At 61.0% G+C, this 13,286-nt stretch carries 11 protein-coding genes; 6 read left to right on the top strand and 5 right to left on the bottom strand.

The window, feature by feature from the left end:
* Positions 1 to 25 precede the first annotated feature (25 nt).
* The 4 genes from eutC to QFI97_RS22725 all read right to left on the bottom strand — a co-directional run bounded on the left by eutC (position 26) and on the right by QFI97_RS22725 (position 5,332).
* On the bottom strand, positions 26 to 805 hold the full coding sequence (eutC, locus tag QFI97_RS22740; RefSeq protein ID WP_095094235.1) for an ethanolamine ammonia-lyase subunit EutC: 780 nt from the start codon (positions 803 to 805) through the stop codon (positions 26 to 28).
* 11 nt (positions 806 to 816) lie between these two features.
* Positions 817 to 2,190: an ethanolamine ammonia-lyase subunit EutB gene (locus QFI97_RS22735; protein ID WP_095094237.1), complete on the bottom strand. Its 1,374-nt coding sequence runs from the start codon at positions 2,188 to 2,190 to the stop codon at positions 817 to 819.
* A gap of 9 nt (positions 2,191 to 2,199) precedes the next feature.
* The gene (gene eat, locus QFI97_RS22730; RefSeq protein WP_095094239.1) at positions 2,200 to 3,579 is read right to left on the bottom strand and encodes an ethanolamine permease; all 1,380 of its coding nucleotides are present in this window, start codon (positions 3,577 to 3,579) and stop codon (positions 2,200 to 2,202) included.
* A 370-nt stretch (positions 3,580 to 3,949) separates the two neighbouring features.
* Positions 3,950 to 5,332 (bottom strand): glycoside hydrolase family 28 protein, encoded by a 1,383-nt coding sequence (locus tag QFI97_RS22725; protein WP_095094241.1) that lies wholly within the window; start codon positions 5,330 to 5,332, stop codon positions 3,950 to 3,952.
* Between the two features lie 236 nt (positions 5,333 to 5,568).
* Here QFI97_RS22725 and mmuP point away from each other — a divergent pair, with 236 nt between their 5' ends.
* From mmuP to tauD, 6 genes are all read left to right on the top strand, one after another.
* Complete coding sequence (gene mmuP / locus QFI97_RS22720) at positions 5,569 to 6,975, top strand: S-methylmethionine permease (RefSeq protein WP_095094243.1); 1,407 nt, start codon at positions 5,569 to 5,571, stop codon at positions 6,973 to 6,975.
* On the top strand, positions 6,962 to 7,894 hold the full coding sequence (mmuM, locus tag QFI97_RS22715) for a homocysteine S-methyltransferase (protein WP_331850702.1): 933 nt from the start codon (positions 6,962 to 6,964) through the stop codon (positions 7,892 to 7,894). The genes mmuP and mmuM overlap by 14 nt, the downstream gene beginning before the upstream one ends.
* A 221-nt stretch (positions 7,895 to 8,115) precedes the next feature.
* The gene (gene tauA, locus QFI97_RS22710; RefSeq protein WP_041144238.1) at positions 8,116 to 9,078 is read left to right on the top strand and encodes a taurine ABC transporter substrate-binding protein; all 963 of its coding nucleotides are present in this window, start codon (positions 8,116 to 8,118) and stop codon (positions 9,076 to 9,078) included.
* Positions 9,079 to 9,088: 10 nt separating this feature from the next.
* A complete protein-coding gene (gene tauB / locus QFI97_RS22705) occupies positions 9,089 to 9,856 on the top strand; it encodes a taurine ABC transporter ATP-binding subunit (protein WP_095094247.1) in 768 nt (255 codons plus the stop codon).
* A complete protein-coding gene (gene tauC / locus QFI97_RS22700; RefSeq protein WP_095094249.1) occupies positions 9,853 to 10,680 on the top strand; it encodes a taurine ABC transporter permease TauC in 828 nt (275 codons plus the stop codon). Before tauB ends, tauC begins: the two co-directional genes overlap by 4 nt.
* Positions 10,677 to 11,528 carry a taurine dioxygenase gene (gene tauD, locus QFI97_RS22695; protein ID WP_095094251.1) on the top strand — a complete coding sequence of 284 codons (852 nt, stop codon included), beginning with the start codon at positions 10,677 to 10,679 and terminating at the stop codon, positions 11,526 to 11,528. Before tauC ends, tauD begins: the two co-directional genes overlap by 4 nt.
* A gap of 32 nt (positions 11,529 to 11,560) precedes the next feature.
* On the opposite strand, the gene olsF is transcribed toward tauD, so the two are convergent.
* Positions 11,561 to 13,261, bottom strand: a complete 1,701-nt coding sequence (gene olsF / locus QFI97_RS22690) for a bifunctional ornithine lipid synthase OlsF (protein ID WP_095094253.1) — start codon at positions 13,259 to 13,261, stop codon at positions 11,561 to 11,563.
* Positions 13,262 to 13,286: the final 25 nt, after the last annotated feature.

Raw genomic sequence — 13,286 nt, 5'->3', positions numbered from 1 at the left:
TCATCTGCCGCAGCCCCGAGCAGCTTTAGTCTGCCCCAATGACCCGGGGTTTCACCCTGCCATGCAGGGCCGGATTATCGCTTTCATCCTTCAGACGTACGCCGGTCAGCCGGCGCAGAAAAGCCTGCTCCAGCAGCCACGCCAGCTTAAAGGCGGCGGCATCATAGCTCAGCCCTTCCGGGCGAATATTCGAAATACAGTTGCGCTCTGACTCCAGCCGCTGACGATGCGGTTGCCAGGTCAGATAAACTCCCAGGCTGTCCGGGGAAGAGAGCCCCGGCCGTTCGCCAATCAGTATCGCCACCGCGCGAGCCTGCAGCGTTTCGCCAATATCATCCCCCAGCGCTACCCGAGACTGATGAGCCAGCACCACCGGCGCGAGGCTAAGCCCCAGCGTTTGCAGATAGGGCAGCAGGGCGCGGATCAGCGGCAGGGCCTGGCGCTGCACCGCGTAAGAGGAGAGTCCGTCGCCAATCACCAGCAGCAGGTCGGCGGGGCGTGCGCCGCTGGCGGCGAGATCCGCGCGACTCTCATCGTTCAGCCGTCGCCCCAGATCGGGGCGGTTAAGATAGATATGACGATCGGCGGCGGCGCTATGCACCGTCAGCGACGAGAGGCCCAGCTGCGCCAGCGGGGATACCAGCCCTTCGCTGTCAAAGGGCTGGTGGATGGCGTCGCGCGCCCGGGCGTGAGCGAGGCCAAAATTCAGCACCTCGCGGGTTGGCAGGCTGGCGCCGCTGCGGCCCAGCGCAATGCGCGCATCGGTAAATTCACGTAGCGGGTTCCAGGCGTCGGGGCGATTCATACCGGTTCTCCTTACGCCATCACGGAAAGCAGAGGATGGCGGGCGTCGGTCAGGCGCAGCGCGCCGTCCGGGTTGGTTATCTGCATTTTCGTCAGCCAGGCGGCGAACTCCGGCGCGTGCCTGAGGCCCAGCAGGCGGCGGGCGTACAGGGCATCGTGGAACGAGGTGCTTTGGTAGTTGAGCATGATATCGTCCGCGCCGGGAACGCCGATTAAAAAGGTCAGCCCGGCGGCGCACAGCAGGGTCAGCAGGGTATCCATATCATCCTGATCCGCCTCGGCGTGGTTGGTATAGCAAACGTCGCAGCCGATTGGCAGTCCCATGATCTTGCCGCAGAAATGATCTTCGAGACCGGCGCGAATAATCTGCTTCCCGTCATAGAGATATTCCGGGCCGATAAAGCCCACCACGGTATTGACCAGCAGCGGATCGAAATGGCGGGCGACGGCGTAGGCGCGGGCTTCGCAGGTTTGCTGATCGACGCCGTGGTGGGCGTTAGCCGAAAGACAGCTCCCCTGGCCGGTTTCAAAATACATGACGTTGCTGCCGAGGGTGCCGCGGTTGAGGCTCAGCGCGGCCTCCCTGGCTTCCTGCAGCAGCGCCAGATTGATACCGAAGCCGCCGTTGGCCGCTTCGGTACCCGCCACCGACTGGAACACCAGGTCCACCGGCGCGCCGCGCTCAATCAGCTGCAGGGTGTTGGTGACGTGGGTCAGAATGCAGGACTGGGTGGGGATCGCAAAGCGCTGAATAATATCGTCGAGCATATGGTTGAGCTGCGCCAGCACCGGCAGGCTGTCGCTGGCCGGGTTGATGCCAATGACCGCATCGCCCGCGCCGTACAGCAGGCCGTCGAGCATGCTGGCGGCAATGCCTTTCAGATCGTCAGTCGGATGGTTGGGCTGCAGACGCACGCTAAGATGCCCCGGCAGGCCAATCGTATTGCGAAAGCGGGTGGTTACCTGGCATTTGCTGGCGGCGAGGATCAGGTCCTGGTTACGCATCAGCTTGCTGACTGCGGCCGCCATCTCCGGGGTTATCGCCCGCGCCACCTGCTGCAGGGTGGCGGTATCGGTGGCGTCGTCAAGCAGCCAGTCGCGAAAGTCGCCCACCGTCAGGTGGCTAATCGCCGTAAAGCGGCGGCTATCGTGCGTGTCGATAATCAGCCGGGTGACTTCGTCCTGCTCATAGGGGATCGGGGGGTTATCGAGGATCTCCTTTAGCGGCACCTCCGCCAGCGCCATTTTCGCCGCCATCCGCTCTTCGGCGCTATCGGCGATAATGCCGGCGAGGGCATCGCCGGATCGTGCCGGAGAGGCCTTCGCCATTAACGTCTTCAGACTATCAAAGCGCCAGACCTGGCCTGATAGCGTTGTTTTATACATGCCGCCTCCTCAGGAGACTATACGAAGCTGCGGGTCCACCGGCGCGCGCTCGCGGGCCGCCGCGGTTTTACGAAACCACAGGTAGCCGCCGAGCATCATAGCCGCAAAAATCAGCGCCAGCAGCGTGTTGTACCAGACCATGGCCACCAGGCAGAGCACCGCCATCGCCAGAGCGAAGGCCGGCGCCCACGGATAGAGCGGCGCGCGGAACGGGCGAATCAGTTTCGGCTCGCTGCGGCGCAGTTTGAACAGCGCCGCCATCGAGGTGATATACATAACAATAGCGCCAAATACCGACATTGTGACGATGCAGGCGGTTAGCGGCATTCCGCTGATGGTGATCAGCGAGTCGGAGAAAATAGCGGCAATCCCCACCACGCCCCCGGCGAGGATCGCCAGATGCGGCGTGCGGGTGCGGCGGTTGAGCGCCGCCAGGCCGGCAGGCAGATAGCCGGCCCGGGCCAGCGAATAGATCTGCCGGGAATAGCCCATGATAATGCCGTGGAACGAGGCCACCAGGCCGAACAGCCCCAGCCATACCAGCATATGCAGCCAGCCGCTGCTGCTGCCAACCACGATTTTCATCGCCTGCGGCAGCGGGTCGTTGATGTTGGCGAGCGCCCGCCAGTCGCCGACGCCGCCGGCAAACACCATAACGCCGATCGCCAGCACGGTAAGGGTCAGGATCCCGCCGCCCAGCGCGCGGGGGATGGTACGCTGCGGATCTTTAGCTTCTTCGGCGGCCATCGACGCGCCTTCAATAGCCAGAAAGAACCAGATAGCAAAAGGAATGGCCGCGAACATTCCCGGCAGCGCCAGCCCGCTGAAGCTCTCAGCCCCGGCCCAGCCGTTAGCGGTAAAGTGGCTCCATGAGAAGCCCGGAGCGACCACGCCCATAAACACCAGCAGTTCGAAAATCGCCAGCAGGGTGACAATCAGCTCAAAGGTGGCGGCAATACCGACGCCGAGAATGTTCAGCGTCATAAAGATAACGTAGGCGCCGCAGGCCACCCATTTCGGGTCCAGCGCCGGAAACTGTACGTTGAGGTAGGCGCCAATCGCCATAGCAATCGCCGGCGGGGCGAAGACGAACTCAATCAGCGTCGCGAAGCCGGCAATAAAGCCGCCGGTGGGGCCAAAAGCGCGATAGGCGTAGGCGAACGGGCCGCCGGCGTGTGGGATCGCGGTCGTCAGCTCGGTGAAACTAAAAATAAAGGCGCAGTACATGGCGGCAACCGCCAGCGCCACGATCAGAAATCCCAGCGTCCCGGCCTGAGACCAGCCGTAGCTCCAGCCAAAATACTCCCCGGAAATAACCAGCCCGACGGCGATCCCCCACAGGCGGAAACTGCCGAGCGTTCTTTTTAGCGTTGTGGTTTGCTCTGTCATTTTTGCTACCTCGCCAGATAAAGTTACCCGGCTCGCCACGCTATTTTATTTGCCAGTTTAGGCCTGGGCAGTGCTCAACAAAATACGCGAGTATTTTGAACGCCCTGTAGGGCGGCCCGCAGGGCGAGCGCAGCGAATAAATCCTCACGTACTACGTGTACGCTCCGGTTTTTGCGCGCTGTCCATGCCCAAACTGCCTGCAACAATGACGCCTGGTGAACCTGGTATTTCAGATATGTGGAGGGTTGCAAAGAGAGTGCCAGGTCAGAGCCCTGATAAACGCGGCGGGTTAGCCGCGGGACGATCCAAAAAAGGGCAGACTGCCTGCGCGAAGATATGCGCCGTGGTGCAGCTGCCCGGAAATGCGGCACTAATCGAGAACGACGGCGCCTGCGTCTTTTTGAATCACCGGGCCTTCTTTCACCTTCAGGCTGAGCCCTTTCGTCTCCAGCTCGGCGTGGCGAATTCGCAGGCCGCGGGTGGCGTCGATGTTGACGTTGCTAAAGTGGAACCCGCTGAGCGGCGCTTCCGGGGTGCCGATAATATAGGCCGCCGCTTTGCTATCGCCGGTGGAGGTTAAATTCTCCACGGTGATATTGCTGAAGTGCGGGGTCCGATATTTGTCGAACGGCTGTTGCGGGTCGCTGTCCGGCGGATAGATCTGCTCGCCGAGGGTAAACCCTCCGGCCTGTAGCTGTTTGTCGACCTCGGCCTGCACGATAGGCGCGGCCTGGTAGTAAGCGGAGAAGACCAGCGGCACCTCGACGTTATGCATTTTGGTGTTGCGGTAAACGATATTTTTCACCTCGCCGCCTTTGCCGCGCGGGCTCTTAATGCGAATGCCGTACATCGAGCCTTCGAAGGTGTTGTTTTCCACCAGCACGTTATTGACGCCGCCGGCGCTTTCGCTGCCGATAGAGATACCGCGCCCCTGCTTCAGCGTATTGTTGGCGATGTAAATATTCTCGACCACCCCTTCGGGGAAGCGCGGATCGGCTTTCTCCGCTTTGATGGCGATATGATCGTCATTGCAGTCGATATAGTTGTTGGTGATGCGGATGTTCTGGCTGTCGATAGGATCGATGGCGTCGGTATTCGGCGCATGCCACGGGGATAAAATTCGCGTGCCGTTAATGTCGATATCATGCGCGTAGCGGGTGACGATGTGGAAGCTGGGAGAATGGGTGAGGGTCACGCCGTCGATCAGCACGTTGTTCGAGCGGGTGATGTAGATCAGCCGTGGCCGGTCGGTGCCGCCTTTCTTGCCGCTGGCGCGAATGTTTTCTCGCCAGCGCTCCCACCATACCGCCCCCTGGCCGTCAATGGTCCCTTCACCAACGATAGCGACGTTTTGCGCATCGGCGATGCTGATAAACGGCAGCCAGCCGTTTTCCGCTGCGGCATATTTCGTTTTTTCATCTCCGCGCCAGGCTGCGATTTCGCTTGCGGCGATCAGCGTCGCGTCTTTCTCCAGCTTGAGCCGAATATTGCTCTTCAAAAACAGCGGGTTGGTCAGATAGTTTCCTCTCGGGACCAGCACCGTACCGCCCCCTGCGGCGGCGCAGTCGTCAATCGCTTTTTGAATGGCGTCGGTATTCAGCGCAATCTGCAGCCGCTGGCCTTCTGCGCCGTAGCGGGTGATGTCGCAGACTTTATCCGCGAACGTCACCTTGCTGGCGGCGAGAGCCGCCTGAAAGGGGATAGCGCCGGCGATAGCGGCGGCAGCCAACAGAGGAAAGGTGCGGGTCGTCATCTGATTATCCTTTTTAGGTGTTGTGTTTTGTAAAAATAGCAACATTGTTTTATTTTTGTGTTTATGCCGATCACGTTTTGCCTTTTGTCGTTTAAATGCCCAGATTCAGCGCTCGTTTTTCGGGCAAACGCCCGTAAAACGGCGTGAAAACCGGCGCTAGTTTTGCAATTTCATCTTCGGCGCGGTATAACTGCACCTCTTTGGATGTTTAGATGTCCATACGTTTAGAAGGTAATATGCAAAGTACACCGCAGCAGGGTGAGCCGCTGAAGCGCACCATGAAAACCCGCCACCTGATCATGCTCTCGCTGGGCGGCGTGATTGGCACCGGCCTGTTCTTTAATACCGGCTATATCATCTCTACCACCGGGGCGGCGGGAACGCTGCTGGCCTATCTGATTGGCGCGCTGGTGGTCTGGCTGGTGATGCAGTGCCTCGGCGAGCTGTCGGTGGCGATGCCGGAGACCGGCGCGTTTCACGTCTACGCCGCCCGCTATCTCGGCCCGGCAACGGGGTACACGGTAGCCTGGCTCTACTGGCTGACGTGGACGGTGGCGCTCGGTTCGAGCTTTACCGCCGCCGGTTTCTGTATGCAGTACTGGTTTCCGCAGGTGCCGGTGTGGGTATGGTGCGTGGTGTTCTGCGCGGTGATTTTTATCCTCAACGTCATCTCTACCCGCTTCTTTGCCGAAGGCGAGTTCTGGTTCTCGCTGGTCAAAGTCATCACCATCATCGCCTTTATTATTCTCGGCGGGGCGGCGATATTCGGCATTATCCCGATGCAGGACGGCTCGCCGGCGCCGGGGCTGCGTAACCTGACCTCTGAAGGCTGGTTCCCGCACGGCGGCCTGCCGATCCTGATGACTATGGTGGCGGTGAACTTCGCCTTCTCCGGTACCGAGCTGATCGGCATCGCGGCGGGTGAAACGCAAAACCCGCATAAGGTCATCCCGATCGCCATTCGAACCACCATCGCCCGGCTGATTATCTTTTTTATCGGCACCGTGTTTGTGCTGGCGGCGCTGATCCCGATGCAGCAGGCGGGGGTGGAGAAAAGCCCGTTTGTGCTGGTCTTTGAAAAGGTTGGTATTCCCTACGCGGCGGATATCTTTAACTTCGTGATCCTGACGGCGATTCTGTCGGCGGCCAACTCCGGCCTCTACGCCTCCGGGCGGATGCTGTGGTCGTTGGCGAACGAACGGACCCTGCCGGCGTGCTTTGCCAAAGTGACCAGGAACGGCGTGCCGCTGACCGCGCTGTCGGTGAGCATGCTCGGCGGCGTGCTGGCGCTGTTTTCCAGCGTTATTGCGCCAGATACGGTATTTGTCGCGCTGTCGGCGATCTCCGGCTTTGCGGTGGTAGCGGTGTGGCTAAGCATCTGCGCCTCGCACTTTATGTTCCGTCGTCGCCATCTCCAGCAGGGGAAAGCCCTGAGCGAGCTGCACTATCGCGCCCCGTGGTATCCGCTGGTGCCGGTGCTGGGGTTCATTTTATGCCTGGTGGCCTGCGTGGGCCTGGCGTTTGACCCCAGTCAGCGAATTGCGCTGTGGTGCGGAATTCCCTTCGTGGCACTGTGCTATGGTGTCTGGTATCTGACTCACGCACGACAACTTAACAGGGAGCAACAGCATGTCGCAGATTAACCCGTTAACCTCTATCCTTGCCCGCGAGCCCTTTGTGCTGCTCGACGGCGCGATGGCGACGGAGCTGGAAGCGCGCGGCTGTAACCTGGCCGATAGCCTGTGGTCAGCGCGGGTACTGCTGGAAAATCCGCAGCTGATTCGCGACGTGCACCTGGACTATTTCCGCGCCGGAGCGCAGGTCGCGATCACCGCCAGCTATCAGGCAACCCCGGCGGGCTTCGCCGCCTGCGGGCTGGACGAGGCGCAGTCGAAAGCGCTGATTGGGAAAAGCGTTGAGCTGGCGCGTAAAGCGCGGGAGGCGTACCTTGCGGAAAACCCGCAGGCCGGCACGCTGCTGGTCGCCGGTTCGGTGGGGCCGTACGGCGCGTATCTTGCCGATGGTTCGGAATATCGCGGCGATTATCAGCGCAGCGCGGAGGATTTTCAGGCCTTCCATCGCCCGCGCGTTGAAGCGCTTCTCGATGCCGGAGCCGATCTGCTGGCCTGCGAAACCCTGCCGTCATTTGCCGAAATTAAGGCGCTGGCGGCGCTGCTGACGGCGTACCCGCGCGCTCGCGCCTGGTTCTCATTTACCCTGCGCGACGCTGAGCATCTCAGCGACGGCACGCCGCTGAGCGAAGTGGTGGCGGCGCTTGCGCACTATCCGCAGGTGGTGGCGCTGGGCATTAACTGTATTGCCCTGGAGAACACCACCGCCGCGTTACGGCACCTGCACGGTTTGACCGCGCTGCCGCTGGTGGTCTATCCCAACTCCGGGGAGCACTACGACGCGGTGAGCAAAACCTGGCACCATCACGGCGAGTCCTGCGTCGCCCTGAGCGAGTATCTGCCGCAGTGGCTGGCGGCGGGGGCAAAACTGATTGGCGGCTGCTGTCGCACCACGCCGAAAGATATTGCCGCGCTGGCGGCCAAACGCTGACCGGTCTCCCGGCCGCGGCGCAGCGCGTCGCCGGCCGGGGATCTCCCCGCTCGCGCTATGCTTACCGGGCCAGCGCTTCTGCTACTCAATCCCCATTTTTAACTATCGTTTGCCAGTTTTTTTCTAATGACGATTGGCTATTAGCCAGAATTTTTAATTACTTCATCAAACGCATCAGGCCGGAAATACTGCACCCATAACAACGAAGGGGAGCAGACACTATGGCACACGCATCGCGCATTACACTTTTCGCCGCCCTGGCTTTCGCCGCTTTTCAGGCGCAGGCGGTCAACGTCACCGTGGCGTATCAAACCTCTGCCGAGCCGGCGAAAGTCGCTCAGGCTGACAATACCTTTGCCAAAGAGAGCGGTGCGACCGTTGACTGGCGCAAGTTCGACAGCGGGGCGAGCATCGTACGCGCGCTGGCTTCCGGCGATGTCCAGATCGGCAACCTCGGCTCCAGCCCGCTGGCGGTAGCCGCCAGTCAGCAGGTGCCGATTGAAGTCTTCCTGCTGGCCTCAAAGCTCGGTAACTCCGAAGCGCTGGTGGTGAAAAAGAGCATTACTAAACCCGAAGATTTGATTGGTAAGCGCATCGCGGTGCCGTTTATCTCCACCACCCACTACAGCCTGCTGTCGGCGCTGAAGCACTGGGGCATTAAGCCGGGCCAGGTACAGATTATCAACCTGCAGCCGCCGGCGATTATTGCTGCCTGGCAGCGCGGGGATATCGACGGCGCCTACGTCTGGGCCCCTGCGGTCAACGCGCTGGAAAAAGAGGGCAAGGTGCTGACCGATTCGTCTCAGGTCGGCGAGTGGGGTGCGCCGACGCTGGACGTCTGGGTGGTGCGTAAAGACTTTGCCGAGAAGCATCCTGAGATTGTGAAAGCCTTTGCGAAGAGCGCTATCGACGCCCAGCAGCCCTACATCGCTAACCCGGATGCATGGCTGAAGCAGCCGGAAAATATCAGCAAGCTGTCGCGCTTAAGCGGCGTGCCGGATGCGGACGTCCCGGGGCTGGTGAAGGGCAATACCTACCTGACCGCGGCGCAGCAGGCGCAGGAGCTGAACGGGCCGGTGAACAAAGCGATTATCGATACGGCTAAGTTCCTCAAAGAGCAGGGCAAAGTACCCGATGCCGGCGCCGATTACAGCCAGTACGTTACCGATCGTTTTGTGAAATAAGGAGGTCACGATGCTGCAAATCTCGCATCTCTTTGCCGACTACGGCGGCAAACCGGCGCTGGCGGATATCAACCTGACGCTGGACAGCGGTGAACTGCTGGTGGTCCTTGGACCGTCGGGCTGCGGTAAAACCACGCTGCTGAACCTGATTGCCGGATTCGTGCCTTATCAGCACGGCAGCATCGTCCTTGAAGGGCAGCGCGTAACGGGACCGGGCGCCGAACGCGGCGTGGTCTTTCAGCATGAAGGATTGCTGCCGTGGCGTAACGTGCAGGATAACGTGGCGCTGGGGCTGCAGCTGGCGGGCGTGGACAAAGCGCTCCGCCGGGAAACGGCGGCGCAGATGCTGAAGAAGGTGGGTCTCGAAGGGGCGGAAAAACGCTTTATCTGGCAGCTTTCCGGCGGCCAGCGCCAGCGGGTGGGGATTGCCAGAGCGCTGGCGGCCAACCCGCAGCTGCTGCTCCTTGATGAGCCGTTCGGCGCGCTGGACGCCTTTACCCGTGAACAGATGCAAACCCTGCTGCTCGGCCTGTGGCACGAGACCGGCAAGCAGGTACTGCTTATCACCCATGATATTGAAGAGGCCGTGTTTATGGCCACCGAGCTGGTGCTGCTGTCGCCCGGCCCGGGGCAGGTGCTGGAGCGACTGCCGCTCGACTTTGGCCGCCGCTTCGTTGCCGGTGAGTCCTGCCGCAGCATTAAATCCGATCCGCGGTTTATCGAGCAGCGTGAATACGTGCTGAGCCGGGTATTTGAACAACGGGAGGCCTTCTCATGAGCGTGGTCATCAATGATAAACCGCGTCGGCGGCCGCTGAAGTGGCGCTGGCCTGTTTCCCGTCAGCTGACGCTGAGCGTGGCGACGCTGGCGGTGCTGCTGGCTATCTGGTGGGCCGTTGCGGCGTTACAGCTGATTAGCCCGCTGTTTCTGCCGCCGCCGGGCCAGGTGCTGCGCAAGCTGATAACCATTGCCGGCCCGCAGGGCTTTATGGATGCCACCCTCTGGCAGCATCTGGCGGCGAGCCTGACGCGGATCGTGATAGCGCTGCTGGCGGCGGTGCTGCTCGGCGTTCCGGTGGGGATCGCGATGGGGCTCAGCCCAACGGTGCGCGGCATTCTCGATCCTTTAATTGAGCTGTACCGCCCGGTGCCGCCGCTGGCCTATCTCCCGCTGATGGTTATCTGGTTCGGCATCGGCGAGACGTCGAAGATCTTATTGATCTATCTGGCGATCTTCGCCCCGGTGGCGATGTCGGCGCTGGCGGGGGTGAAAAGCGCCCAGCAGGTGCGCATTCGCGCCGCGCAGTCATTAGGCGCCAGCCGCGCGCAGGTGCTGTGGCTGGTTATTTTACCCGGCGCTTTACCGGAGATCCTCACCGGCCTGCGCATTGGTCTTGGCGTGGGTTGGTCAACGCTGGTGGCCGCGGAGCTGATTGCCGCCACCCGCGGGTTAGGCTTTATGGTGCAATCCGCCGGCGAATTTCTGGCAACCGACGTGGTGCTGGCCGGGATTGCGGTGATTGCGATTATTGCGTTTCTGTTGGAACTGGGGCTGCGCGCGCTGCAGCGCCGCCTGACGCCCTGGCATGGAGAAGTACAATGAGTGAACGTCTGAGCATTACCCCGCTGGGGCCCTATATTGGCGCGCAGATAGCCGGCGTGGACCTCGCGCGTCCTCTGAGCGATAACCAGTTTGAGCAGCTGTATCATGCGGTGCTGCGCCATCAGGTGGTGTTCCTGCGCGAGCAGAATATTACCCCGCAGCAGCAGCGTGATTTTGCGCTACGCTTTGGCGATCTGCATATTCATCCGGTCTATCCCCACGCGCCCGGCGTCGACGAAATTATCGTGCTCGACACCCATGATGATAATCCGCCGGATAACGACAACTGGCATACCGATGTCACTTTCATCGAGACGCCGCCTGCCGGCGCGATTCTGGCGGCAAAAGAGCTGCCGTCCACCGGCGGCGACACCCTGTGGGCCAGCGGCGTCGCGTCGTACGAAGCGCTTTCCGCACCTTTTCGTCAACTATTGAGTGGTCTGCGGGCGGAGCATGATTTCCGTAAATCGTTCCCGGAGTATAAATACCGCAACAGCGAAGAGGAGCACCGGCGCTGGCTGGAGGCGGTGGCGAAGAACCCGCCGCTGCTGCATCCGGTGGTGCGCACTCATCCGGTGACCGGCAGGCAGGCGCTGTTCGTTAACGAAGGGTTTACCACGCGCATCGTTGACGTGACGGAGAAAGAGAGCGAGGCGCTGCTGAACTTCCTGTTTAGCCATATAACGAAACCGGAGTTTCAGGTGCGCTGGCGCTGGCAGCCGAACGATGTGGCGATTTGGGATAACCGCGTCACCCAGCATTACGCCAACGCCGATTATCTGCCGCAGCGGCGCATTATGCATCGGGCGACGATCCTCGGCGATAAGCCGTACTATCGCGCCGGTTAAAACCTGCGGCAGCGCGCCGCAGGCCGGGCTGATTACAGATGCGCGCCGATATAGCGCTGATAGCGGTTGGCTTTTAAAAACGTCAAATCCACCAGCACCAGCCCGTCCACGCAGTTGTTAAAATCAGGGTCGCTGCCGAAGTCGATAAACTGCACGCCGCCCGGTTCACACACCTCGGAATATTGCTTATACAGCGGCGGAATGGCGCAGCCGAGATTACCGAGCAGCGACTTCAGGCGGGTGAGATCTTCGGCATAATCCTCGCCGCTAAACTGCGCCAGCACGTCGGGCAGCGAAGCGGGATAGGGACGGCGCGACTCCGCCAGCGGGTGGGTCGCCGGGAACCACAGACGATAGAAGGCCACCAGCAGATCGCGGGCCGCTGGCGGCAGGCCGCCGGAAATCGACACCGGGCCGAACAGATAGCGGTAGTGCGGGTAGCGTGCGAGGTACGCGCCGATCCCCGACCACAGATAATCCAGCCCGCGTCGTCCCCAGTAGCGCGGCTGGATAAAGCTGCGCCCCAGCTCAATACCGTGGCGGAGAATATCCTCCATCCGCTGGTCGTAATGGAACAGGCTATAGCTGTAAATGCCCTCCAGCCCGCGCTTTTCCAGCTGCATTGCGGTAGGCATAAAGCGATAGGCGCCGACGATTTCCAGATCCTCTTCATCCCACAGAATCAGGTGCAGATAATCATCGTCGTAGCCGTCGACGTCGCGACGTTTGCCGCTACCTTCGCCCACCGCGCGGAAAGCGATCTCCCGCAGGCGGCCGAGCTCGCGCAGCAGCGGGGCGTCGTCCTGACCGTTGCGCTGCCACAGGTAGATGGTTTTGCCGTCGGCGGTGTGCCCCAGACACTCCGCGCGGTGTAGCTCGCGTTTTATCAGCGCCCGATCTTCAGGGCGGGCGATGGCGCTTTCCGTTTTGAATATGCCCGCCTGACCTTTGCCCATCAGTTCGACGTGGCGATAGCATCGATCCGCCAGCTCCCGAGGAGACATCTGCGGGCTATACCAGCTGGACCAGGCAATCTGCTGGCCAATGCCGATCGGCAGGCTGCTGTTGCGGCGACGAAACATTTGCTGCATGAGCAGCAGTAGCGGCAGGTTTTCTGAGAGCAGGGTGCTGGCGTAGAACAGGGCGCTGTTGTGCGCGCGGATCCACACCGGCAGCAGCGGGGCGCGATATTTGGTCGCCAGCTTGATAAAGCCGGGGTGCCATTTCTTATCGCGGATCCCCCGGCGCGTCGGGCGCGAGACCTCACCTGCCGGGAAAAAGATCAGCACGCCGCCGTTTTGTAGCTGCCGATCCATTTGCTGCAGCGCGGCTTTAGCGGTGCGGCCGTTGATATTATCGACCGGAATGAACAGTGAGCTGAGCGGCTCAAGGTGGGTCAACAGGCGGTTGGTCACGACTTTAACATCGCGACGAACGCGGGAGACGGCATAAAGTAGCGCAAGGCCGTCCAGGGTACCGGTAGGATGATTGGCAACGATCACCAGCGGGCCGTGTTCAGGAATTTGTTCCAAATCGTGCGTCGGAATAGCGCAGCGAATATTAAGGTGTTCCAGCACCTGTTCGACCGTATCGAGCCCCTTCAGATGGCGATGGCGGGCGGCAAATTGTTGAAACTCTTCCTCATGGAGCAGTTTTTTTAGCAGCTTCTTTTGCCAGGCGGCGGGCCTGGCCTGAGGCCACAGGTCGTCGAGTACATGATCGAGACTAAACATAGCGCTTCCTCCTCCGTCCTGCCGA

It is taken from the genome of Klebsiella scottii, assembly GCF_036561945.1.
GTDB lineage: Bacteria > Pseudomonadota > Gammaproteobacteria > Enterobacterales > Enterobacteriaceae > Klebsiella > Klebsiella scottii.
Note: the sequence above shows the minus strand (reverse complement) of the source record. Positions and strands in the feature narration are given on the sequence as shown.